This is a genomic window from Enterobacter oligotrophicus (genome assembly GCF_009176645.1).
In the GTDB taxonomy this organism is placed as follows: domain Bacteria; phylum Pseudomonadota; class Gammaproteobacteria; order Enterobacterales; family Enterobacteriaceae; genus Enterobacter; species Enterobacter oligotrophicus.
Genome location: NZ_AP019007.1, coordinates 2,622,505 through 2,646,310 on the forward strand (window position 1 = coordinate 2,622,505; position 23,806 = coordinate 2,646,310).

Consider the following 23,806-nt stretch of genomic DNA (forward strand, 5'->3'; position numbering starts at 1 on the left):
ATAAATCTTGTGTTTATTTAAATAACTGTGGTAACTCTTTAGGTATTCCTTCGAACAAGATGCAGAAAGAACTGAAAATGACAGCCCTTCTACGAGTGATTAGCCTGGTCGTGATTAGCGTGGTGGTGATTATTATCCCACCGTGCGGGGCTGCACTTGGACGAGGAAAGGCTTAGAAATCAAGCCTTAACGAACTAAGACCCCCGCACCGAAAGGTCCGGGGGTTTTTTTATGACTAAAAAACGCAAATGAGGAGCAGAGAATGACGACTAGCACAAAATTCTGTTTCTCCCGATTTATGACGGGGAACTAACTATGAATGGGGCACAGTGGGTAGTACATGCGTTGCGCGCGCAGGGAGTCGAGACAATATTCGGTTATCCGGGTGGCGCAATTATGCCGATTTACGATGCACTGTATGACGGCGGCGTGGAACACCTCTTGTGCCGACACGAGCAGGGCGCAGCAATGGCGGCCATTGGTTACGCGCGCGCCACCGGTAAAACCGGCGTCTGCATGGCAACGTCCGGTCCGGGCGCAACCAACCTGATCACCGGTCTGGCGGATGCGTTGCTCGATTCCGTTCCCGTTGTCGCCATCACCGGTCAGGTGGCTTCTCCGTTCATCGGAACCGACGCCTTCCAGGAGGTGGACGTACTCGGTTTGTCGCTGGCCTGTACCAAACACAGCTTCCTTGTTCAGTCTCTGGAAGAGCTGCCGCGCATTATGGCAGAAGCGTTCGACGTGGCTAATTCCGGTCGTCCTGGCCCGGTTCTGGTTGATATCCCGAAAGATATCCAGGTTGCTCTGGGCGATCTGGAGCCGCATTTTTCCACCGTTGAAAATAACGATGTCTTCCCGCATGCCGAAGTGGAAGAGGCCCGCCAGATGCTGGCGCAGGCGAAACAGCCGATGCTGTATGTCGGTGGTGGCGTTGGTATGGCGCAGGCCGTTCCTGCCCTGCGCGAATTTATCGCGGTAACGCAAATGCCCGCCACCTGCACGCTGAAAGGATTGGGCGCGGTCGACGCGGACTACCCATACTATTTGGGCATGTTAGGGATGCACGGCACCAAAGCGGCAAACCTGGCGGTGCAGGAGTGCGACCTGCTCATCGCCGTCGGTGCCCGTTTTGATGACCGCGTCACTGGCAAGCTGAATACCTTCGCGCCGAATGCCAAAGTGATCCATATGGATATCGACCCGGCGGAGATGAACAAACTGCGTCAGGCGCATGTTGCGCTGCAGGGCGATCTCAACGCGCTGTTACCGGCGTTACAGCAGCCGCTGGATATCAACGCATGGCGTCAACACACCGCAGACATGCGCGCTGAACACGCCTGGCGTTACGATCACCCCGGCGAGGCCATCTACGCACCGCTGCTGTTGAAACAGTTGTCCGACCGTAAACCGGCAGACAGCGTGGTGACGACGGATGTGGGCCAGCATCAGATGTGGTCAGCCCAGCACATGACCTATACCCGCCCGGAAAACTTCATCACCTCCAGTGGCTTAGGGACGATGGGCTTCGGCCTGCCTGCTGCCGTAGGCGCACAGGTTGCCCGACCGAACGATACCGTAATCTGTATCTCCGGTGACGGCTCCTTCATGATGAACGTTCAGGAGCTCGGCACCGTGAAGCGCAAGCAGTTACCGCTGAAGATCGTGTTGCTCGATAACCAGCGTTTAGGGATGGTTCGCCAGTGGCAACAGTTGTTCTTCCAGGAGCGTTACAGCGAAACCACCCTGACCGATAACCCCGATTTCCTCATGCTGGCCAGCGCCTTTGGTATCCCAGGCCAGCACATCACCCGTAAAGACCAGGTTGAAGCGGCACTCGACACCATGCTGTCAAGCGAAGGGCCCTACCTGCTTCATGTCTCAATCGACGAGCTTGAGAATGTCTGGCCGTTGGTACCGCCCGGTGCCAGTAACTCACAAATGCTGGAGAAATTATCATGATGCAACATCAGGTCGCCGTGCAGGCTCGCTTCAATCCAGAGACATTAGAACGCGTTTTGCGTGTGGTGCGTCACCGTGGTTTTCAGATTTGCTCTATGAATATGGAGACGGCCACCGACGCCCGGAACATCAATATCGAATTGACCGTTGCCAGCCCGCGGTCGGTCGACTTACTGTTTAGTCAGTTAACGAAACTGGTCGATGTGGCACACGTTGCCATCTGCCAGAGCACAACCACATCACAACAAATCCGCGCTTGAGCGTGACAGGAAGAAAAAATGACGACGAAAAAAGCTGATTACATTTGGTTCAATGGTGAGATGGTTCGCTGGGAGGACGCGAAAGTCCACGTCATGTCCCACGCGCTGCATTACGGTACGTCTGTGTTTGAAGGCATCCGTTGCTACGATTCTCACAAAGGGCCAGTGGTGTTCCGCCATTGCGAACACATGCAGCGTCTGCATGATTCAGCCAAAATTTATCGTTTCCCGGTCTCTCAGAGCGTGGATGAGCTGATGGAAGCCTGCCGCGACGTGATTCGTAAGAACAACCTGACCAGCGCCTACATTCGTCCGCTGGTATTCGTGGGTGACGTGGGGATGGGCGTTAACCCGCCAGCCGGATACACCACCGATGTGATCATTGCCGCGTTCCCGTGGGGTGCCTACCTGGGTGCAGAAGCGCTGGATCAGGGGATCGACGCAATGGTTTCTTCCTGGAACCGCGTGGCACCAAACACCATTCCGACTGCGGCAAAAGCAGGCGGTAACTACCTTTCCTCATTGCTGGTCGGTAGCGAAGCGCGTCGTCATGGTTATCAGGAAGGCATCGCGCTGGACGTGAATGGCTATATCTCTGAAGGTGCAGGCGAAAACCTGTTTGAAGTTAAAGACGGTATCCTGTTCACGCCGCCGTTTACCTCTTCCGCGCTGCCGGGGATCACCCGTGACGCCATTATCAAGCTGGCGAAAGATCTGGGCATTGAAGTGCGTGAGCAGGTTCTGTCCCGCGAGTCTCTGTACCTGGCGGATGAAGTGTTCATGTCCGGTACGGCTGCCGAAATCACGCCGGTTCGCAGTGTCGACGGAATCCAGGTAGGCGAAGGCCGCTGTGGTCCGGTGACTAAACGTATTCAGCAAGCCTTCTTTGGCCTCTTTACCGGTGAAACGGAAGATAAATACGGCTGGTTGGATCAGGTTAATCACTAAGAATAATTATGGGACGGCACGCACCGTCCCATTTAATAGTCAGACGGGAGTAAATAAAGCATGCCTAAGTATCGTTCTGCCACCACCACCCACGGCCGTAATATGGCGGGTGCCCGCGCGCTGTGGCGCGCCACCGGGATGACCGACGCCGATTTCGGCAAGCCCATTATCGCCGTGGTGAACTCTTTCACCCAGTTCGTGCCGGGCCACGTGCACCTGCGCGATCTCGGTAAACTGGTTGCCGAACAAATTGAAGCGTCCGGCGGTGTGGCGAAAGAGTTCAACACCATTGCGGTGGATGACGGTATCGCGATGGGTCACGGGGGCATGCTCTATTCACTGCCGTCGCGCGAGCTGATCGCCGACTCGGTGGAGTACATGGTGAACGCCCACTGTGCTGATGCGATGGTCTGTATCTCCAACTGCGACAAAATCACCCCAGGGATGCTGATGGCTTCCCTGCGCCTGAACATCCCGGTGATCTTCGTCTCCGGTGGCCCAATGGAAGCGGGTAAAACCAAACTATCCGACAAAATCATCAAGCTCGACCTCGTTGATGCGATGATTCAGGGGGCGGACCCGAAAGTCTCTGATGAGCAGAGCAACCAGGTGGAACGCTCCGCGTGCCCGACCTGCGGCTCCTGTTCCGGTATGTTCACCGCCAACTCCATGAACTGTCTGACCGAAGCGCTGGGCCTCTCTCAGCCCGGCAACGGTTCGCTGCTGGCGACCCATACCGATCGTAAAAAGCTGTTCCTCAATGCCGGTAAACGCATCGTTGAGCTGACCAAACGCTACTACGAGCAGGACGACGAAAGCGCGCTGCCGCGTAACATCGCCAGCAAGGCCGCGTTTGAAAATGCCATGACGCTGGACATCGCCATGGGCGGCTCCACCAACACCGTTCTGCACCTGCTGGCTGCCGCGCAGGAAGCGGAGATCGACTTCACCATGAGTGACATCGACAAGCTCTCCCGCAAGGTGCCACAGCTGTGCAAAGTCGCGCCGAGTACCCAGAAATATCACATGGAAGACGTACACCGCGCGGGTGGCGTGATCGGTATCCTCGGCGAGCTGGATCGTGCCGGGCTGCTGAACCGCGACGTGAAAAACGTGCTCGGTCTGACGCTGCCGCAGGCGCTGGAAAAATACGATGTCATGCTGACCAAAGACGATGCGGTGAAAAACATGTTCCGCGCCGGTCCGGCAGGGATTCGCACCACGCAGGCATTCTCGCAGGATTGCCGCTGGGACACCCTGGATGACGATCGCGCCGAAGGCTGTATCCGTTCTCTGGAATACGCTTACAGCAAAGACGGCGGCCTGGCCGTGCTGTACGGCAACTTTGCGGAAAACGGCTGTATCGTTAAAACGGCTGGCGTGGATGACAGCATCCTGAAATTCACCGGTCCGGCAAAAGTGTATGAAAGCCAGGACGAGGCGGTAGACGCCATTCTCGGCGGCAAAGTGGTGGAAGGCGATGTGGTGGTGATCCGCTACGAAGGGCCGAAAGGCGGGCCGGGTATGCAGGAGATGCTCTATCCAACCACCTTCCTGAAATCGATGGGACTCGGTAAAGCCTGTGCGCTGATCACCGACGGTCGTTTCTCCGGCGGCACCTCAGGCCTCTCCATCGGCCACGTTTCACCGGAAGCGGCAAGCGGCGGCAACATCGCGATCATCGAAGATGGCGATCTGATTGAAATCGACATTCCGAACCGCGGCATTCAGCTGAAGCTGAGCGATCAGGAAATTGCGGCGCGTCGTGAAGCGCAGGAAGCGCGCGGCGACAAAGCCTGGACGCCGAAAGACCGCCAGCGTGAAGTCTCCTTCGCCCTGCGTGCTTACGCGAGCCTTGCCACCAGTGCAGATAAAGGCGCGGTGCGCGACAAAACTAAACTTGGGGGCTAATGATGGCCGAGTCACAACCCTTATCCGCCGCCCCTGAGGGGGCGGAATATCTCCGGGCGGTGCTACGCGCACCGGTCTATGAAGCCGTGCAGGTTACGCCCCTGCAAAAAATGGAAAAAATCTCTTCGCGCCTCGACAACGTGATTCTGGTGAAGCGCGAAGACAGGCAGCCGGTGCACAGCTTTAAGCTGCGTGGAGCCTACGCGATGATGGCCGGGTTGACCGACGAACAAAAAGCGCGCGGTGTGATTACCGCGTCGGCGGGCAACCACGCACAGGGCGTGGCGTTCTCCTCGGCCCGTTTAGGGTTGAAAGCGCTGATCGTAATGCCGGTCGCCACGGCGGATATCAAAGTCGACGCGGTGCGTGGTTTTGGCGGTGAAGTGCTGCTCCACGGTGCGAACTTTGACGAAGCGAAAGCCAAAGCAATTGAGCTGGCGCAGCAGCAAGGTTTTACCTGGGTGCCGCCGTTCGACCACCCGATGGTGATTGCCGGACAAGGCACGCTGGCGCTGGAGCTGCTGCAGCAGGATGCCCATCTCGACCGTGTCTTTGTGCCGGTGGGTGGTGGCGGCCTCGCGGCAGGCGTGGCGGTGCTGATCAAACAGTTGATGCCGCAAATCAAGGTCATTGCCGTTGAAGCGGAAGACTCAGCCTGCCTGAAAGCGGCGCTGGATGCGGGTCATCCGGTGGATCTGCCGCGCGTCGGGCTGTTCGCCGAGGGCGTGGCGGTGAAGCGCATTGGCGACGAAACGTTCCGCCTCTGCCAGGAATATCTCGACGATATCGTCACCGTTGATAGCGATGCTATCTGCGCGGCGATGAAAGATCTGTTTGAGGATGTGCGTGCGGTGGCAGAGCCTTCCGGCGCGCTGGCGCTGGCGGGAATGAAGAAATACATCGCGCAGCACAACATTCGCGGCGAGCGTCTGGCGCACGTGCTTTCTGGTGCCAACGTAAACTTCCACGGCCTGCGCTATGTCTCCGAGCGCTGCGAGCTGGGTGAACAGCGTGAGGCCCTGCTGGCGGTGACCATTCCGGAAGAGAAGGGCAGCTTCCTCAAGTTCTGCCAACTGCTGGGCGGGCGCTCGGTGACGGAGTTCAACTACCGTTTCGCCGATGCCAAAGATGCCTGCATTTTTGTCGGCGTGCGTCTGAGCCGTGGGCTGGAGGAGCGCAAAGAGATCCTCAACCTGCTGCATGAAGGCGGCTACAGCGTGGTGGATCTCTCCGATGACGAAATGGCGAAGCTGCACGTGCGTTACATGGTTGGCGGGCGTCCGTCGAAGCCGCTCCAGGAACGCCTTTACAGCTTCGAGTTCCCGGAATCACCGGGCGCATTGTTGAAGTTCCTGCATACGCTGGGCACGCACTGGAACATCTCGCTGTTCCACTACCGCAGCCACGGTACCGATTACGGTCGTGTGCTGGCGGCATTCGAACTGGGTGAGCACGAGCCGGATTTCGAAACGCGGCTCAATGAACTGGGCTATGAGTGTCACGATGAAACCCATAACCCGGCGTTCCGTTTCTTCCTGGCGGGTTAGATTGTTCGAAAAAATGCCTGATGGCGCTGCGCTTATCAGGCCTACGTTCTTTCAAACCGTAGGCCGGATAAGGCGCTTGCGCCGCCATCCGGCTAGTGGTTGGGCAGAATCTTCCAGAACGCATCAATAAGCGGCTCATGCAGCCGCTTTTTTTGTGCACAGACGCCAAGCTCAAACGGCGTTTTCTCGTCACTGCGCTCTAAAATCATTACGCGGTTGCGCACCGGTTCAGGGCTGTTTTCCAGCACCACTTCCGGCAGCAGCGCCACGCCGCAGCCGAGCGCCACCATCGACACCATCGCCTCATGGCCGCCGACCGTGGCGTAAATCGATGGGTTACTGATTTTCTGACGGCGGAACCATAGCTCAATGCGGCGGCGCACGGGCCCCTGATCGGCCATGATAAACGGCACCGTTGACCAGTCTGGTTTTTCTACCGACACCTGGTTACGCACCGGGCAGGGGAGCGCCGGGGCGATCAGCACCACCGCCAGATTTTCCAGCATTGAGAACGCCACCGCCCCCGGCAGGGTTTCAGGTTTCCCGGCAATGGCGAGATCGGCTTCACCTGTGACCACTTTTTCCATGGCGTCGGCGGCATCGCCGGTAGTGAGTTTGATTTCGACCGACGGATGTTCCGCGCGGAAGCGGTCAAGGATCGGCGGCAAATGGCTGTAGGCTGCGGTGACGGAACAAAAAATATGAAGCTCACCGGAGAGCGACGGCCCTTGCTGGTCGATGGTGTGTCGCAACTGCTGATACTGCAACAAGGTTTGCTGGGCGAAGACGCGCAGCTCTTCCCCCGCTTCGGTAAGGGTGACGGTGCGGTTATCGCGCACGAACAGCGGCTGGCCGAGATCTTCCTCAAGCCGCTGGATCTGGCGTGACAGTGTGGAAGGGCTAACGTGCATCGCCCGTGCGCTACGGCCAAAGTGACGGCTTTCCGCCAGATGCAGGAACATTTTCAGATCGCGTAAATCCACCGATTCCACTCCCTCTGTTTACATTGCAATAATTGCAACGTGACGTTGTGAATATATCAATTTCCGCAATAAATTTCCTGTCATATAGTAAGTTCATTCTCGCAAAAGCGAACCGAACAATAAGACGCACAACATCACGAGGTATCACCCATGGCTAACTACTTTAATACACTGAACTTGCGCCAGCAGCTGGCGCAGCTGGGCAAATGCCGCTTCATGGCGCGCGATGAATTTGCCGATGGCGCGAGCTACCTTCAGGGTAAAAAAGTGGTCATCGTCGGCTGTGGCGCACAGGGTCTGAACCAGGGCCTGAACATGCGTGACTCCGGTCTGGATATCTCCTACGCCCTGCGTAAAGAAGCGATTGCTGAGAAGCGTGCTTCATGGCGTAAAGCGACCGAAAACGGCTTCAAAGTAGGCACCTACGAAGAGCTGATCCCACAGGCGGATCTGGTGGTTAACCTGACGCCAGATAAACAGCACTCTGACGTTGTGCGTTCCGTACAGCCACTGATGAAAGATGGCGCGGCGCTGGGTTACTCCCACGGCTTCAACATCGTGGAAGTGGGCGAACAGATCCGTAAAGACATCACCGTAGTGATGGTGGCACCGAAGTGTCCAGGCACTGAAGTACGTGAAGAGTACAAGCGTGGCTTCGGCGTACCGACCCTGATTGCGGTTCACCCGGAAAACGATCCGAAAGGCGAAGGCATGGCGATTGCAAAAGCCTGGGCAGCAGCGACCGGCGGCCATCGTGCGGGCGTGCTGGAATCCTCCTTCGTTGCCGAAGTGAAATCTGACCTGATGGGCGAGCAGACCATTCTGTGCGGTATGTTGCAGGCCGGTTCTCTGCTGTGCTTCGACAAGCTGGTGGAAGAGGGCACCGATCCGGCATACGCTGAAAAACTGATTCAGTTCGGCTGGGAAACCATCACCGAAGCGCTGAAGCAGGGCGGCATTACGCTGATGATGGACCGTCTGTCCAACCCGGCGAAACTGCGTGCATTCGCGCTGTCTGAGCAGCTGAAAACCATCATGGCTCCGCTGTTCCAGAAACATATGGACGACATCATCTCCGGCGAGTTCTCTTCCGGCATGATGGCGGACTGGGCGAATGACGATAAGAAACTGCTGACCTGGCGTGAAGAGACCGGCAAAACCGCGTTTGAAACCGCGCCACAGTTTGACGGCAAAATCAGCGAGCAGGAATATTTCGATAAAGGCGTACTGATGATCGCGATGGTGAAAGCGGGCGTTGAGCTGGCGTTTGAAACCATGGTGGATTCCGGCATCATCGAAGAGTCTGCGTACTATGAATCACTGCACGAGCTGCCGCTGATCGCGAACACCATCGCCCGTAAGCGCCTGTACGAAATGAACGTGGTTATCTCTGATACCGCCGAGTATGGTAACTACCTGTTCTCTTATGCATGCGTACCGCTGCTGAAAGAGTTCATGACCACCCTGCAGGCAGGCGATCTGGGCAAAGCGATTGCGGAAGGTGCCGTAGACAACGCACAACTGCGCGACTTGAACGAAGCCATTCGCAGCCATGAAATCGAGAAAGTGGGCCAGAAACTGCGTGGCTACATGACCGACATGAAACGTATCGCGGTAGCAGGTTAAGCGTAATCAATCGGGTGGCGCACGCCACCCGATGTTGTTCAGCGACGTAACACCGCGCCAGAATATCCCAACTGACGCCATGCTTCATACACCACGACCGACACCGCATTTGACAGGTTCATGCTGCGGCTGTCCGGCATCATCGGAATACGAATTTTTTGCTCAGCAGGTAAAGCATCAAGAATGGTCGCTGGCAGTCCGCGTGTTTCCGGGCCAAACAGCAAATAATCACCTTCCTGGTAGCTTACAGCGCTGTGTGCCGGCGTGCCTTTGGTGGTCAGAGCAAACATGCGCTGCGGTTTTTCGGTTTCCAGAAACGCGGCGTAATCGTGATGGCGAACCACGGCAGTAAATTCATGATAATCCAGCCCCGCGCGGCGCAGACGTTTGTCGTCCCATGTAAAGCCCATCGGCTCAATGATATGCAGACGAAACCCGGTATTGGCGCACAGGCGGATGATGTTGCCGGTATTAGGTGGAATTTCTGGTTCGAATAAAACGATGTTAAGCATACTGCCCCCTTAATTGCGGGGGCAGAATAGCATCCCCTCTCACCTTTGGGGAGAGGATGAGGGGATCAGATCGAATCCCTTAAGCCGCATTCCCCTGCGACAGCGGTGCCAGCGCCGCAGGCAATTTACTCAGCTCCTGCACCAGCGAATCCTTGCTGATTTCGCTAATCGACTTCGCACCGGTCAGCGTCATCGCCACCTTCATCTCTTTCTCGATCAGGTTCAGCAGGTTCGCCACGCCCGCCTGACCGCTGGTGGCCAGCGCGTACAGGTAAGCACGGCCCAGCAGCACGCTGTCTGCGCCAAGCGCAATCATCCGTACCACATCCAGCCCGTTACGAATGCCGCTGTCGGCGAGGATCGCGATATCGCCTTTCACCGCATCAGCAATGGCGGGCAACGCGCGTGCAGAAGAAAGCACGCCGTCGAGCTGGCGTCCGCCGTGGTTAGAGACCACGATCCCATCGGCACCGAAACGTACCGCGTCGCGCGCATCTTCCGGATCGAGGATACCCTTGATCACCATCGGGCCGTCCCAGAATTCGCGTATCCACTCCAGGTCTTTCCAGGAGATGGAGGGATCGAAGTTATTCGCCAGCCAGCCGATGTAATCTTCCAGCCCGGTCGGTTTACCGAGGTAGGCCGAGATATTCCCCAGATCGTGCGGACGGCCATTCACGCCGACATCCCATGCCCACTGCGGATGAGTCACCGCCTGCCAGTAGCGGCGCAGGGCGGCATTCGGGCCGCTCATGCCGGAGTGAGCATCACGATAGCGCGCACCGGGCGTTGGCATATCCACGGTAAAGACCAGCGTTGAGCAGCCCGCCGCTTTGGCGCGCTCCAGCGCGTTACGCATAAAACCGCGATCCCGCAGAACATACAGCTGGAACCACATCGGGCGCTTAATGGTCGGAGCGACTTCTTCAATCGGGCAGACCGAAACGGTGGAGAGGGTAAACGGAATACCTTTGGCGTCCGCCGCTGCAGCGGCCTGCACTTCGCCACGGCGGGCGTACATGCCGCATAAGCCGACAGGCGCAAGCGCCACCGGCATGGAGAGCGTCTCGTTAAACAGCTTCGTCTCGAGGCTCAGGTCAGACATATTCTTCAGCACGCGCTGGCGCAGGGCCACTTCCGAGAGATCTTCCACGTTGCGACGCAGGGTATATTCGGCATACGCCCCGCCGTCGATATAGTGGAACAGGAACGGCGGCAAAATGCGCTGCGCCGCGGCGCGATAGTCACTGGCTGCTGAAATAATCATGCGTTGTTCTCCCTGGAAATATCACTGTCGCCAGGCAGACGGGTAATACGCGCCTGTCGGGCCTGATCTTCATCAAATCGTTTAATGGTGGTATGCACGAAGCCGAGATGCGCCATCATCGCTTTGCGCGCGGCCTCGGCATCGCCCGCCAGAATGGCGTTGAGCACGGCTTCATGCTGTTCGGTGAGCTGGGCGAAAACCGGCGGGACCAGATACATGCGCTGGCGGCTCTGCTTCACGGAGGATTGCAGCAGGTCGAAGAACCCGCGCATGGTTTGCAGCAGCACCACGTTGTGCGACGCCTCGGCAATCGCCAGATGAAAACGCACATCCGCCTGCGAGGCGATATCCGGGTCGTTGCTTTGCGTTGCCTCGAAGCAGACTTTGAGCTTCTCTTTATCGGCCTCGGTTGCCCGCATTGCCGCGTGCCAGGCGGTACTGGTCTCGATGGCGTGACGCGCTTCAAGAATGTCGAAGCTGTAGTCCGGATCGTTTTCCATCAATGTTTTCAGCGGCTGGACGATGTTTTGCCCGGACCAGTCATCATGCTGCCAGCGCACAAACGTGCCGCCACCGCGACGGCTCAGCAGCACGCCTTCGTTAACCAGCGTCGCCAGCGCTTCGCGCAGGGAATTGCGCGACACGCCAAGCTGGGCGGCAAGCTGACGTTCAGCGGGCAATTTCATGCCCGCCTCCAGATGTTGTTCTTCAATCAGCGCCCGCACGCGAGTGGCAATCTCGTCGGACAGGCGTCTGGGCATCACTATCATGGAATCATCCAGGTTAAGACATAGGCCTGCAGCGTGGTAATAACGCCCACCATGCAGGTAAATATCAGGCTGTGTTTCACGGTAAAACGGAACAGATCCGACTCTTTGCCCACCAGTCCCACCGCCGCACAGGCTATGGCGATGGATTGCGGAGAGATCATCTTCCCTGTTACGCCGCCGGTGGTGTTAGCCGCCACGAGCAGCACGTCCGAGACGCCAATCTGCTGCGCCGCCGTTGCCTGCAGGGCGGCAAACAGCGCGTTAGAGGAGGTATCGGAACCGGTCAGGAACACCCCCAGCCAGCCGAGGAATGGCGAGAAGAAAGTAAACGCATGGCCGGTATGGGCCAGCGCCAGCGCCAGCGTCGACGACAGGCCGGAGTAGTTCGAGATAAACGCGAATGCCAGCACCATGCCGATGGAGTAGATCGGCAGCATCAGCTCTTTAATTGTCGCTGCAAAGGTCTGCACCGCGGCGGCAGGCTTCATGCGCAGCCACACCACAGAAAGGATAGCCGCAAACAGAATGGCCGTGCCGGTGGCGGAGAACCAGTCAAACTTAAATACCGCTGCATACGGCGTGGCGTCGTGCACCACCGGCGGCATACGGGCGACCATCTTGTCGAGGAACGGCACGGAGATGTTAATCACCATGTTATACAGCGCACCGCCAGGGGCGAACAGTGCTTTAAACGGTGGAATGCTCCACAGCGTCACGGTGGCGGTCAGGAACAGGAACGGTGACCACGCGCGGACGATTTGGCCTGTGGTATAGCCCGTGCGAGCCAGCGTCTGATCCACGTGCGACGCGCCCATATCGGCAAAGCGGAAGATGCGCACTGGCTGCCAGCGTTTCAGGAACAACGTCAGACAAACCAGCGACACCAGGGAAGAGATAATGTCCGGCAGTTCCGGGCCAAGGAAGTTGGAGCTCAGGTACTGGGCAATGGCGAAGGAACCGCCCGCTACCATTACCGCAGGCCAGGTCTCTTTCACCCCGCGCCAGCCGTCCATAATCGCCATGATCCAGAACAGCACGATGATGGTCAGGAACGGCAACTGACGGCCTACCATCTGGCCGATCTCAAAGCTGTCCAGCCCGGTCACCTGACCGGCCACCAGAATCGGAATGCCCATCGCGCCAAACGCGACCGGTGCGGTGTTGACGATCAGGCACAGGCCCGCGGCATACAGCGGGTTAAAGCCCAGCCCTACCAGCAGCGCAGCGGTGATCGCCACCGGCGCGCCGAACCCTGCTGCCCCTTCCAGGAACGCCCCGAAGGAGAAGCCGACAATCAGCATCTGTAAGCGCTGGTCCGGCGTAATAGAGAGGATCGACGAGCGAATAATGTCGAACTGCCCGGTTTTCACCGAGATTTTGTAGACAAAAACCGCGGCAATGATGATCCACGCAATCGGCCACAGGCCGTAGAAGAAGCCATAGACGACGGAGGCCAGCGCGCGATCGACCGGCATTTTATAGAAGAATAGCGCCACCAGCAGGGCGATAGCGACGGTGTATGTCGCCGCAAGGTATCCCTTCAGTTTGAGCTTAATCAGCGCAAAGAAGAAGAACAGGATCGGAAGCGATGCGATCAGGCTCGACAGCCAGATATTCCCGGCCGGATCGTAGTTTTGTTGCCAGAGGCTCATGCAGGTCTCCTGGGGACCACACAATCTGCTTTGCGGTGAGTCTGTGCTCATCTCTGCGTCACATGCTGTGTAAAAGTGGTCCTGCCAATGTTGTGATGTAGGGTTAATGACAACGAATGGTTAACCAAGTGTTATGGATGAGCAATGATTTTGTGAGCGGAAATAATGGAAATGTGAACCAGGGAAGGAATAGTTGGGGGATTGGTTGGGCCAATTTTGAGGGGGCTCCATCGTATGATAATGGGCCCCCATAAATGCCTTTATAGAATATCAGGCATTAAACAGCATTCTGAACAGAAGAGGTATCTCCGATAACAATCAAACCATCTTGCTGCTTTAGGCGGTTATCTTTAATTTCCTGCTCAATGACATCGGAGATCACTTTTCTCAGGAGACTACTAGTCGATTTAAAACCAAGCATCCTTGAGATGGATGTAATGATTTCATCTTCTGTTGCTCCAAGGCTTGCGCTAACGATGTCAAATACACCTGAAGCGATTTCTATAGGTGCGATCAGTTCTGGTTTACGTATACTTGCAGACAAGACGTTTTGTCTGTTGCGCAGTCGAATTGCTACTTCTTTGTGTATGAAAAATTCATGCTCCTTATAAATCTTACCTCTCCTGCAGGCAATTTGAGCAGCCTGGTTAACAACGCTTTCTATCCGCGCACCAGCCCGCTGCAATCCCCATGCTGAGCGAAGACGAGTTATCAATTCGCTCAAATGGATAGGCGATTCAGTGAAAACTATTTTTTCAACCATGTCAGCAAGTATGCCGGTTGGTGTTTCATGTAAAGCATAGGAAAGATTGGCTTCGGGTTGTGCTTCTTCATAAATGATAGACTGGTCATTAGCGGAATCAGTTCTATCAAGGCCAACCTCAACAACGTCTTCTCGTTCAACTGTGACAATATCAACAGGAACTGCTCGGGAACGTCCATATATATGTTCTGTTCTACTATTCAGTTCTCTTTTTGCATTCTCAATAGCATAAATAACTTTTTGCAGTTGTTCCTCAGGTCTTTGGAACCAATCCGTACTCCAGATTCGGTGTATGATCCAACCATGATCCTCCAGAACGGCCTGACGTAAACGATCACGCTCTCTGGCAGAACGAGAGGAATGATAAGCGCTGCCATCACATTCGATCCCGAGAAGATAACGCCCAGGTAATTCAGGATCGGCAATTGCCAGATCGATAAAGAAGCCAGCAATTCCGACTTGTGGGTGCACCTGATAACCTCGGTTTTGAAGTGCTGATGCGACTTGTTCTTCAAATACGCTATCCATCGGGCGCCCGGAAACTGTGGACATTGATAAACGTCCTGTGCGGGCATATTGAAGGAAGAGTTTGAAAGCCAATACGCCAACACCTTTAGTACGTCCAAGATCAATATCTTCATCAGTGATCGATGCAAAAACCTCACATCGCCGTTTTGCGCGGCTAATCAGCACATTAAGCCGCCGCTCACCACCTTGTGAACCCAGAGGGCCGAATCGCATTGCCAGATAGCCTTGTTTATTACGCGCATATCCTACAGAGATCATGATGACATCACGTTCGTCACCTTGAATGTTTTCCAGGTTTTTAATGAAGAATGGCTCGGCAGGGTGAGAATTAAAGAAATCTTCATATTGCGGATTTAAACGGCGGAGAATCTCTAATTCATCCTGAATCGCCTTACGTTGTGAAACAGAGAATGTTGCGACTCCGAGTGACATTTCAGGGTATTGTTGTGCATGCTCAAGAATAGCGGTAGCAATCCTTTTTGCCTCAATAGGATTGGCATTGCCCTCACCCGATTCGAAAACACCGTTTTCCACATAATGGAATCGTAAGCCCATACCAGCCTCTTCGGTAAATGGGCTTGGGACTATAAACAATTTGTTTTCGTAGAACTGACTATTAGAAACCGCAATAAGCGACTGGTGCCGACTTCGGTAATGCCAGCGAAGCATTCGTTGTGGCAAGCCTCTGGCAACAAACAATCCGAGTATACTTTCGATATCTGCTACTTGTGTTGAATCTTCATCCCCATCATCGTTACTGGCTTCAGTCATACGAGAGAAGAAACTGGTTGGCGGTAATTGTCTTTCGTCGCCGACAACAACAACTTGCTCACACCGCGCAATTGCACCTATGGCATCGACAGGCTGAATTTGGCTCGCTTCATCCATCACAAGCAAATCAAATTTTTGCTTACCTGGGATCAAAAATTGTGCGACAGAGAGTGGGCTCATCATCATGACCGGTTTGATTGCCTGTATTGCCGGGCCCGCTTTAAGCATCAATTGACGAATAGGCATATGACCTCTTTTCCTCGCCATTTCAGCGCGCAAAACTCCAACCGGACCTGCCGCTCCAATTTTGGAAGGAATACGGCGATGGTGTGCCCGAGCGACCTCAATACTTGAGCTCTTTATGCGGCGTAAATCCATTTCTGCAAAGTGCTGCACTTTTCGATTATGAAGATCACCGTCGAAGCGGGAAAGGGAAGGTGTCTCTTTAGCCATCAAACTGAACAGCGATTCATAATAGGTATATTCGACAGAGCTATAACAAATGGAGAATGGTAATCGCCCATCCTCAAGCCTTTCTACCACTTCTGACAGCCCCAGTTTGTTCGCCTGATTGCGTCGGTGTTGCCAGGCAACCCATTTGGACAATTGTTCGGCATTTGCAGTCCATAAGGTAAGTTTGTTCAGGACACTATCGATACGTAAATGCTGATTATCTAAATGGAAAAGTGTGTCGGTGGTCGATTCTAACTCGTTGGCCAGGTTTTCAAGTTCATCAATGATGGAGAAACGTGTTGCTGAAAGTTGATTGGCGGAATTCAGTAACTCACTACGATCTTTTATCGTCGCACAGATAAAGCGTAAGTCACCGTATTTTTCCATCCATACATAATCGCTAATAAGATTTTTCCAGTTTGACCGCGTGTTTAGCCACTCACTACCAAATGCAGCCCTTCCCAATTCGGATTGGGATTCAATGGTCTTTTTCTGATACTGTAATGCGATAATCTTCTTAACTGTCTCCAGGCGTTCACCTGGGTTATCCGCAGGATCTTTAAACACCTGATGTGATGTTGAATCTATACGACTGAGTTTTTGAGCTAATACCTCAATAAAACCTAATGGAACACGCTTAATTGAATAGTGATTATCAAACCAGGATTCGGGAGTTGTGCCAAAAGCCTTCCAAAGCTGTTTCAGTTCGATATCGGTTTGGGTTAGAAGCTGCTCAAGTTTCTGACTAAGGTTTCTCAGCGTTTCCCGATCCGACAGTTGACTCGCAAGTATACGTGCTTCTGAGCCAACATCTTTCAGCGTCGCCATCCATTCCACCAATGCTTTCAGATCACTACTGTTACTGCTTTCGCCACGCCAGTGCGAGCCAAATGCACTATTGCCAAATTCGCGACAGTTAGCGATATTTTTTCGTAGCGCTTGTGCCTGGATAACATTGTCCAAAAGTTCGATTTGCTGCTGAATAGGTTGGTTGGTATCTCGAATGAGAGAGCGAGCAAGTGCACGTGAACGGCGCCATTCACTATTCAAGACTTTGAATACACCCGTATGTATTGCAAGGTTATGACGAATTTGTGTAAGTTCAGTATCCCATATGGCGTCAGAAATGTGGGGATCGATATTCTGGCGCAAAGACTGTAAATCAGCGATCGCATTGACCAGCTCTCTGGCTTGTTCAACACCATGCTCCCATACGGAAGCGACAAAAGCCTGTGGGCTTGCATCAGGTGCATCAGCCACGCGTCCGCTGAGCTCAATCAGGTTTTTGATTTCCTGAGAAGAACGATACTGAGACTCAGTTCCTAACTCTCTCGTCAGGCTGGTCACTGTTATTTGAATTTGAGGTAACAGTTGTAGTAATGTCCTCGCGGCTGAGAAAGCACCCGACAAAAGTTTTTCCGGTACAGTTTTCAGCTCATCTCTAAATTCAAGAAGAGGGCTATCAAAATGTTCCTCATGAATCACATTTTTAATTTCCTCAAAATTCTTCTCATAAATTTCACCCTGTTCAATTAGATTTTTTATTTCGTAAAGAGAGTTAGACCAGACAGAGTTTACGAGTGCAACTTCTTCAAACTCAGGTGCCTGAGCTATGAGGCCAGTAATCTGAACAATTTTGTCCGCCTCGTTGAAAAGTACGGGTTCAGGTGTTACCCCTACTCGCACAGCCAAATCCATTATAGCCCTTTGAAAGTCATGCACTTTTTGCGACAACGCAGTGATTTTTGGTATCAAGCGATCGAGTTCACCCGGCAAAACGGATTCTCGTTTTACGCCATTCCAGGGATGATTATGGGGTAGCCCAATATCTTCAATCCGTTCAATAAGCTCTTTAACGAGATCCAGTCGTTTTAACAGATCGTTATTGCTCCATTCATCGAAGCCATGAAGATTAAAGTCCGTAGGTGTTTGCCCATTTTGGCGCAACCGTACCAATTGCCCAATTACCTGATAAGGGGTCAAACCCGAAGGTGTGTAGACTTTATGTAGACGTGCTGGGTGGGCATTCAGGGAATCGCGGGTTTCGGTTAAGTTCTCAATCAATTCATCAGGAAATTCACCGCGGGGTGAACCTAAATCCCATACCCGCTTCAATTCTTCGAGCAAAATTCGTTTATTGGCTTTATTGCTGTGAAGTTCTAAACAAGCATCACCTACCCCTGCTTGGTCTAAGCGTCGTTTGACCACTTCAAGAGCTGCCATTTTTTCTGCAACAAAGAGTACCGTTTTTCCATCCGCAATGGCCGATGCAATGATATTGGCTATCGTCTGCGACTTACCCGTCCCCGGCGGCCCTTGTATAACAAGGTTTCTACCTCTCCTTACTTCATGAATCGCGAGCGTCTGAGAGCTATCACTATCCATAATATGAAGCATATCTTTTGGCATGATAATGGGGTCTATAGGGCTATCTTCTGAAAGAAGTCCATCGCTTTCATCGAACCCTTCTTCCATGAGCGCACGAATAAGATATTTTGATGTAATAGCTTCATCATCTGGCCAGTTAGCAGGGTCAAGATCGCGATACATCAAAAATTTAGAAAAAGAGAACAAACCAAGAACAATATCGTTGGCCCTAACTTCCCAATCTGTTTTCAATGCTATTGATTTCTGTACAGCCTCAAAGTAACCACTTACGTTAATTTCATCATCATCAGATTGCATTACCGGTAGGGTGATCTGGTGTACGCGTTCAAGGAAGGCTTCCAGAGAGAGATTAGGGATGATGTCTTCTGAGCGCGCTTTTAGTTTAAATCTTTCTCCGGCGCTACCGCGTTCCAGACTGACTGGGACCAGTATCAAGGGAGCATAACGGACATTCTCTTTATTGGCGGGATCTACCCACTTCAATGTGCCCAGTGCCAGGAAAAGAATGTTTGCGCCTTGCTCCTCTTCTAGCGTTTTGGAGTCGTGGTACAAATCGAGTAATCGAGTCTGCAACCCTTTAGGTGTTAAACGAGTCTGCAGTTTGGTATCAAGATGCTGAGATTTTATATCAGTATCTTCTTCATCGAATTGATAAATAAACCTTTTTTCTTCTGAAAGACCATCTTCAATCTCTTGGTCGTCTTCTTTTCCTGATTTACCATGCAAAAATGTGAACGTCTTTTTTTCATTAAAGAGAAGGTTGTAAACCAACTCAGAACGCTCATCAATCACTTCCAGGAAACGTGTATTTTTCGATCGCGGAATGTTGAGTAAGCGGTTCCTTGCCCCTAAATCCAGAAGTTCAGCCCTGGCTTTTTCAAGTTTTTGTTCTAAAGAAAGGGCGCCGTTTTGAAAGGTTGAGGTCTCAGTAGAATTCATAAAATTTATAACCTAATGCAATGACATACCATCATGCCAATGAAAATATATTATATTTCAATGGCGTGCCGTGTGTATTAGTTAGATCGAAAGAAATGAATGTCCACTTTACTCTCAACAAAGAGAATTGTGAACCAACAGAGTTTACTATTACTTGTTTACATTTGCGGCCTGCAGACCGGTATTTTAGATAATAAAAAAACCCAATACATTCCCATGATGAATATATTGGGCTGGTTTGTATTTAACTTAACTTAAATTAAGTATCAGAAAGCCGTCTTACAAAAACCTGTCATCTCTTTCAGGCCCATTTCACGGCCAAGTTCTGTCATCGGGTGTACCACCACCAGACCACGGACGCTTTTTTTCAGCTTGCCCATATCGGCCTGCTCTTTTTTGGTGATCGCACGGCGATGCGGCATATTCATCAGCTTCTGCGCTTCTTTGCTCAGCTTCTGGCCTTTAACTTCACGCAGGCGGTCGATTTCGGCTTCCAGCTTAGCGGTCTCTTTCTCCAGCTCGGCATACTTCTCAGCGGAATCAACCAGTGACAGGCCCGCCATCTGGTGACGGATCAGATCCAGACGGTCGCTCAGGCGTTTAATTTCGTTCTTTTCGACTTCTTTCATGACAAATAACTCTAAATACGGGGGAATTTACAGCAAGGATACACCAATGTGCGCAGGCTTACTTCTGAAACGCTTTTTTTAAGCTGATTCGGGAAATCAGCTCAGTCAGGGAAAGAACCATGGTGGAGCGGACAACCTGCTGATAACGCAGCTTTTGCATTGCGTACAGTTCAGGATCGCTGTTATCAAAATGGGGAGCAGGGGGAAGGGCGCTGACGCAATGCAGCTCGCCGAACGGCCCCAGAATTTCATCATCGGTAAAGCTATATTCATTACCGTCATGATTTAACTCTTCGCGCAGCGCCATCAGCAGCTCAGCATCTTCATACTCTGGCCTGCTCAGCACGCCAAGACCATAAATCAGCTTCAGGCGCACCGATAAATCGCCCAGCGGTCCGTCTCCGTCCAGTAACGGTTCTACAGCATACTTTACCGCATAGTCGTCTTTGCGAAACACCTGAAGTACCAGAATGTTCACCGCTTCGGTTAACAGCTCAACCGCGGCAATCAGGAAACTTCGTACGGTTTTGCCAGCATTCAGACGCTCAAGCACACGATTTTCAAAGGCCTGGGTTTGTTCCATTATTGCCTGCATATCTGACAATCTGTAATTTGGGCGCAGGCTAACCTGCGCCGCACTCTGCATCATTTGGTTGCGTTGTATGCGTTAACCGCCTCCACAACCACGTCGCTGTTGGCATCCAGACCGGAAACCTGCGCCAGCGCAGCCTGTGCGCCTTTGCTGTCAATCAGCTCTGCCAGCTCAATCGCCTGTGGGTCCTGCTCGCTGCGGTAGTGCATCGCGGCGGCAATCCCTTTCACCAGGTTGGCATGTGGCAGGCCGTATTCCAGCGTGCCCAGTAGCGGCTTAATCAGACGATCGCCTGCGCTCAGTTTACGCAACGGCTGACGGCCCACGCGCTCAACGTCATCTTTCAGATACGGGTTTTCAAAACGACCGAGGATTTTCTGGATGTATGCTGCGTGTTTGTCAGCATCAAAACCGTAGCGTTTGATCAGCACCGCACCGCTCTCTTCCATCGCACCTTTTACCACAGCGCGGATGTTCTCATCGAGGATCGCGTCACGGATGGTCTGATGACCGGCCAATTTTCCGAGGTACGCGGTTATAGCATGCCCGGTGTTCAGCGTGAAGAGTTTACGTTCGACAAATGCCATCAGATTATCCGTTAATTCCATTCCCGGAATGGTCGGCAACGCACCCTTAAACTGAGTTTTATCGACGATCCACTCGCTGAAGGTTTCAACAGTCACTTCCAGCGGGTCGTTGGTGGCAGATTCTGACGGCGGGACGATACGGTCAACGGCGGAATCAACAAACCCGACATGTGCTTCAACCCAGGCTTTATCTTCATCCGCGACGGCAGCGAGAACGTGGCCTTTCAACTGCGTGGTGCCGCGCACCATGTTTTCACAGGCGATGATGTTCAGCGGCGCTTCAATGCCCTGCGCTTTACGCTTAGCCAGACCTTTTGCCACCGCAGGGGCAATGCGCTCAAGTACCACCGGACCCACCGCGGTGGTGACCAGATCAACGCTGGCAATCAGGTCGATAACGTCGTCGCCGATGCTGCTCACCGCGTTCACGCCAGACACCGTCTCGACCTGCTCATTTTCGCCTACCACGTGGACCTGATAGCTATGACGGGCATTCAGGGCGTCAAGCACCACCTGGTTCACATCGGCGAATGTCAGCGTAATACCCGCGTCTGCCAGCAGTTTGCCGATAAAACCACGACCAATATTACCTGCGCCAAAATGTAATGCTTTCATAGTATTAACCTTCATCAATGTTTTTACCCGAGAGGGCTGGGGTGAGGCTTTTCCCTCACCCTAGCCCTCTCCCCGGTGGGGAGAGGGAAGAGAACTTACTTGTTCAGCAGTGCCAGCACTTCTTCCACGCTGGTGGTATTGGCCAGACGTTCAATAACCGTTTCGTCATCCAGAGCATTGGTCAGGCTGGTAATCACCTGAATGTGCTCGTTGTTACGTGCGGCGATACCAATCACCAGACGGGCGATGTCGTCTTCTTCTTCACCGAAGCGCACGCCATCCGGATACTGACAGAACACCACGCCGGTTTTCAGCACGCGGTCTTTCGCTTCAACCGTACCGTGTGGAACCGCGATGGATTCGCCCAGGTAGGTTGGCGTCAGTTTTTCACGTTCCAGCATTGCGTCAACATATTCAGGCTGAACGTAGCCACCTTTCACCAGTTGCTCACCGGCAAAGCGAATCGCCTCTTCTTTGGTGCTTGCGGTACGGCCGAGGAAGATGTTCTCCGCACCCAGTTTAAACAGGTGGGCGTTGCTCTCGTCGAAGCTGTCCTGCAGGCTGCTACGTACTTTGACTTCATTGTCTTCGTGACGCTGCGCCGCGACCAGACGCTCAGTCAGGCTGGTGTACAGGCCGCTGTCGAGGAAGTTGGTCAGCGAAATGTGCTGTGCCTGTGGCACCTGACGCATGGCGCGTTCGGTCAGATCGCGGTGCGTAATGACCAGGTCAACATCCGGCGGCAGGCTGTTAATCGCGCTGTTGGTGACAGAGATGTTGGTCAGGCCCGCATCCTGCACTTTTTTACGCAGCACGCCCGCACCCATTGCACTGGAACCCATACCGGCGTCGCAGGCAACGATGATTTTACGCACGTGGCTCAGGTCGTTAGAGACATCGCCAGCCGCCAGCGGCGTTGCGCCTTTGGATTCAGCTTTCATGTCATGCATACGACGGGTTGCTGCTTCGATGTCGTCGTCTTCTTTCACTTTGCTGGTTTTCAGCAGAATAGACGCGACGACGAAGGAGACCGCCATTGCCGCACAGATTGCCGCGATGTTAGCGAAGTAAGCACCTTTCGGCGTCATCGCCAGAACAGCCAGGATGGAGCCTGGAGAGGCCGGGGAAACCAGGCCGCCGTTCAGCACGCTCAGGGTGAATACGCCAGTCATACCACCGAGGATAACGGCCAGGATCAGACGTGGGTTCATCAGCACGTATGGGAAGTAAATTTCGTGGATACCGCCCAGGAAGTGGATGATAGCCGCACCGCCCGCAGACTGCTTCGCGCTGCCGCGACCAAAGAACATATACGCCAGCAGAACGCCCATACCCGGACCAGGGTTGGCTTCAATCAGGAAGAAGATGGACTTGCCGAGGTCATGAGACTGCTGAATACCCAGCGGTGAGAAGATACCGTGGTTGATGGCGTTGTTAAGGAACAGGATTTTCGCCGGTTCAACAAAGATAGACGCCAGCGGCAGCATGTCGTGCGCAACCATGAAGTTAACGCCCGCAGCCAGAATTTTGGACAGCACTTCAACCGCAGGACCAATGCCGAGGAACGCCAGAATCGCGAGGATCATCCCGATGATGCCCGCAGAGAAGTTGTTCACCAGCATTTCGAAGCCGGATTTGATTTTACCATCAACCCAGACGTCGAATTTCTTAATCGCCCAGCCGCCCAGAGGACCGGCAATCATGGCACCGAGGAACATCGGCATATCCGCGCCGACGATCACACCCATCGTTGTGATGGCACCCACTACGCCACCACGGTCACCGCCCACCAGACGACCACCGGTATAACCGATGAGCAGAGGCAGCAGGTAGGTAATCATTGGGCCAACGAGCTTCGCCAGCGTTTCGTTAGGCAACCACCCTGTCGGAATGAACAATGCAGTGATAATACCCCACGCGATAAACGCGCCGATATTTGGCATCACCATGTTGCTGAGGAAACGACCAAAGCTTTGAACTTTGATCTTGAAATCGGATGACATAAAACACCCCTTCTTATGTTTACGCTTAGGCTTGCGGCCCGAGGTTTATCGTTAATGTGCGGCGGCAGAGGTAGCCGGGCCCTGTTCTGATGCTGTGAAA

Annotated in this window: 18 protein-coding genes; 8 read left to right on the forward strand and 10 right to left on the reverse strand. The window is 53.5% G+C overall.

Annotation, left to right across the window (positions count from 1 at the left end; all coding sequences use genetic code 11):
* Window positions 1–77: 77 nt before the first annotated feature.
* The 7 genes from ilvL (at window position 78) to ilvA (ending at window position 6,628) form a co-directional block, all read left to right on the forward strand.
* Entirely contained in the window at window positions 78–176 is a 99-nt protein-coding gene (gene ilvL / locus EoCCA6_RS12600) for an ilv operon leader peptide (protein ID WP_001311244.1), read from the forward strand.
* A gap of 86 nt (window positions 177–262) precedes the next feature.
* Complete coding sequence (ilvX, locus tag EoCCA6_RS21590; RefSeq protein ID WP_166792073.1) at window positions 263–313, forward strand: peptide IlvX; 51 nt, start codon at window positions 263–265, stop codon at window positions 311–313.
* A 2-nt stretch (window positions 314–315) separates the two neighbouring features.
* Entirely contained in the window at window positions 316–1,962 is a 1,647-nt protein-coding gene (gene ilvG / locus EoCCA6_RS12605; protein WP_152082933.1) for an acetolactate synthase 2 catalytic subunit, read from the forward strand.
* A complete protein-coding gene (ilvM, locus tag EoCCA6_RS12610; RefSeq protein WP_152082934.1) occupies window positions 1,959–2,222 on the forward strand; it encodes an acetolactate synthase 2 small subunit in 264 nt (87 codons plus the stop codon). Before ilvG ends, ilvM begins: the two co-directional genes overlap by 4 nt.
* An 18-nt stretch (window positions 2,223–2,240) precedes the next feature.
* A complete protein-coding gene (gene ilvE, locus EoCCA6_RS12615) occupies window positions 2,241–3,170 on the forward strand; it encodes a branched-chain-amino-acid transaminase (protein WP_152082935.1) in 930 nt (309 codons plus the stop codon).
* Window positions 3,171–3,230: 60 nt separating this feature from the next.
* Entirely contained in the window at window positions 3,231–5,081 is a 1,851-nt protein-coding gene (ilvD, locus tag EoCCA6_RS12620; RefSeq protein ID WP_152082936.1) for a dihydroxy-acid dehydratase, read from the forward strand.
* Window positions 5,082–5,083: 2 nt separating this feature from the next.
* Window positions 5,084–6,628, forward strand: coding sequence for a threonine ammonia-lyase, biosynthetic (gene ilvA / locus EoCCA6_RS12625; protein WP_152084448.1), 1,545 nt, complete (start codon window positions 5,084–5,086; stop codon window positions 6,626–6,628).
* A gap of 92 nt (window positions 6,629–6,720) precedes the next feature.
* On the opposite strand, the gene ilvY is transcribed toward ilvA, so the two are convergent.
* Complete coding sequence (ilvY, locus tag EoCCA6_RS12630; RefSeq protein WP_006179210.1) at window positions 6,721–7,611, reverse strand: HTH-type transcriptional activator IlvY; 891 nt, start codon at window positions 7,609–7,611, stop codon at window positions 6,721–6,723.
* A 150-nt stretch (window positions 7,612–7,761) separates the two neighbouring features.
* Between ilvY and ilvC the strand changes: the two genes are divergently transcribed.
* Window positions 7,762–9,237, forward strand: a complete 1,476-nt coding sequence (ilvC, locus tag EoCCA6_RS12635; protein ID WP_152082937.1) for a ketol-acid reductoisomerase — start codon at window positions 7,762–7,764, stop codon at window positions 9,235–9,237.
* Between the two features lie 38 nt (window positions 9,238–9,275).
* On the opposite strand, the gene trmL is transcribed toward ilvC, so the two are convergent.
* From trmL to EoCCA6_RS12680, 9 genes are all read right to left on the reverse strand, one after another.
* Window positions 9,276–9,749 (reverse strand): tRNA (uridine(34)/cytosine(34)/5-carboxymethylaminomethyluridine(34)-2'-O)-methyltransferase TrmL, encoded by a 474-nt coding sequence (gene trmL / locus EoCCA6_RS12640; protein ID WP_152082938.1) that lies wholly within the window; start codon window positions 9,747–9,749, stop codon window positions 9,276–9,278.
* A 79-nt stretch (window positions 9,750–9,828) separates the two neighbouring features.
* A complete protein-coding gene (gene lldD / locus EoCCA6_RS12645; RefSeq protein WP_040118230.1) occupies window positions 9,829–11,016 on the reverse strand; it encodes an FMN-dependent L-lactate dehydrogenase LldD in 1,188 nt (395 codons plus the stop codon).
* The gene (gene lldR, locus EoCCA6_RS12650; protein WP_152082939.1) at window positions 11,013–11,786 is read right to left on the reverse strand and encodes a transcriptional regulator LldR; all 774 of its coding nucleotides are present in this window, start codon (window positions 11,784–11,786) and stop codon (window positions 11,013–11,015) included. The genes lldD and lldR overlap by 4 nt, the downstream gene beginning before the upstream one ends.
* Window positions 11,783–13,438, reverse strand: a complete 1,656-nt coding sequence (gene lldP / locus EoCCA6_RS12655) for an L-lactate permease (protein WP_152082940.1) — start codon at window positions 13,436–13,438, stop codon at window positions 11,783–11,785. The genes lldR and lldP overlap by 4 nt, the downstream gene beginning before the upstream one ends.
* Before the next feature lie 277 nt (window positions 13,439–13,715).
* Complete coding sequence (locus EoCCA6_RS12660) at window positions 13,716–19,280, reverse strand: DUF3320 domain-containing protein (RefSeq protein WP_152082941.1); 5,565 nt, start codon at window positions 19,278–19,280, stop codon at window positions 13,716–13,718.
* A 266-nt stretch (window positions 19,281–19,546) separates the two neighbouring features.
* On the reverse strand, window positions 19,547–19,909 hold the full coding sequence (locus tag EoCCA6_RS12665; RefSeq protein ID WP_152082942.1) for a YibL family ribosome-associated protein: 363 nt from the start codon (window positions 19,907–19,909) through the stop codon (window positions 19,547–19,549).
* 58 nt (window positions 19,910–19,967) lie between these two features.
* Window positions 19,968–20,558, reverse strand: a complete 591-nt coding sequence (gene mtlR / locus EoCCA6_RS12670) for a mannitol operon repressor MtlR (RefSeq protein ID WP_152082943.1) — start codon at window positions 20,556–20,558, stop codon at window positions 19,968–19,970.
* Window positions 20,555–21,703, reverse strand: coding sequence for a mannitol-1-phosphate 5-dehydrogenase (gene mtlD, locus EoCCA6_RS12675; RefSeq protein WP_152082944.1), 1,149 nt, complete (start codon window positions 21,701–21,703; stop codon window positions 20,555–20,557). The genes mtlR and mtlD overlap by 4 nt, the downstream gene beginning before the upstream one ends.
* A 95-nt stretch (window positions 21,704–21,798) precedes the next feature.
* A complete protein-coding gene (locus EoCCA6_RS12680; protein WP_152082945.1) occupies window positions 21,799–23,706 on the reverse strand; it encodes a PTS mannitol transporter subunit IICBA in 1,908 nt (635 codons plus the stop codon).
* Between the last annotated feature and the right edge of the window lie 100 nt (window positions 23,707–23,806).

Excerpts from the sequence above, each read along its gene's own strand:
- ilvL (WP_001311244.1), top strand. The coding sequence starts at position 78 with ATGACAGCCCTTCTACGAGTGATTAGCCTGGTCGTGATTAGCGTGGTG.
- ilvG (WP_152082933.1), top strand. The coding sequence starts at position 316 with ATGAATGGGGCACAGTGGGTAGTACATGCGTTGCGCGCGCAGGGAGTC.
- ilvM (WP_152082934.1), top strand. The coding sequence starts at position 1,959 with ATGATGCAACATCAGGTCGCCGTGCAGGCTCGCTTCAATCCAGAGACA.
- ilvE (WP_152082935.1), top strand. The coding sequence starts at position 2,241 with ATGACGACGAAAAAAGCTGATTACATTTGGTTCAATGGTGAGATGGTT.
- ilvD (WP_152082936.1), top strand. The coding sequence starts at position 3,231 with ATGCCTAAGTATCGTTCTGCCACCACCACCCACGGCCGTAATATGGCG.
- ilvA (WP_152084448.1), top strand. The coding sequence starts at position 5,084 with ATGGCCGAGTCACAACCCTTATCCGCCGCCCCTGAGGGGGCGGAATAT.
- ilvC (WP_152082937.1), top strand. The coding sequence starts at position 7,762 with ATGGCTAACTACTTTAATACACTGAACTTGCGCCAGCAGCTGGCGCAG.
- trmL (WP_152082938.1), bottom strand. The coding sequence starts at position 9,749 with ATGCTTAACATCGTTTTATTCGAACCAGAAATTCCACCTAATACCGGC.
- lldD (WP_040118230.1), bottom strand. The coding sequence starts at position 11,016 with ATGATTATTTCAGCAGCCAGTGACTATCGCGCCGCGGCGCAGCGCATT.
- lldR (WP_152082939.1), bottom strand. The coding sequence starts at position 11,786 with ATGATAGTGATGCCCAGACGCCTGTCCGACGAGATTGCCACTCGCGTG.
- lldP (WP_152082940.1), bottom strand. The coding sequence starts at position 13,438 with ATGAGCCTCTGGCAACAAAACTACGATCCGGCCGGGAATATCTGGCTG.
- EoCCA6_RS12660 (WP_152082941.1), bottom strand. The coding sequence starts at position 19,280 with ATGAATTCTACTGAGACCTCAACCTTTCAAAACGGCGCCCTTTCTTTA.
- EoCCA6_RS12665 (WP_152082942.1), bottom strand. The coding sequence starts at position 19,909 with ATGAAAGAAGTCGAAAAGAACGAAATTAAACGCCTGAGCGACCGTCTG.
- mtlR (WP_152082943.1), bottom strand. The coding sequence starts at position 20,558 with ATGATGCAGAGTGCGGCGCAGGTTAGCCTGCGCCCAAATTACAGATTG.
- mtlD (WP_152082944.1), bottom strand. The coding sequence starts at position 21,703 with ATGAAAGCATTACATTTTGGCGCAGGTAATATTGGTCGTGGTTTTATC.
- EoCCA6_RS12680 (WP_152082945.1), bottom strand. The coding sequence starts at position 23,706 with ATGTCATCCGATTTCAAGATCAAAGTTCAAAGCTTTGGTCGTTTCCTC.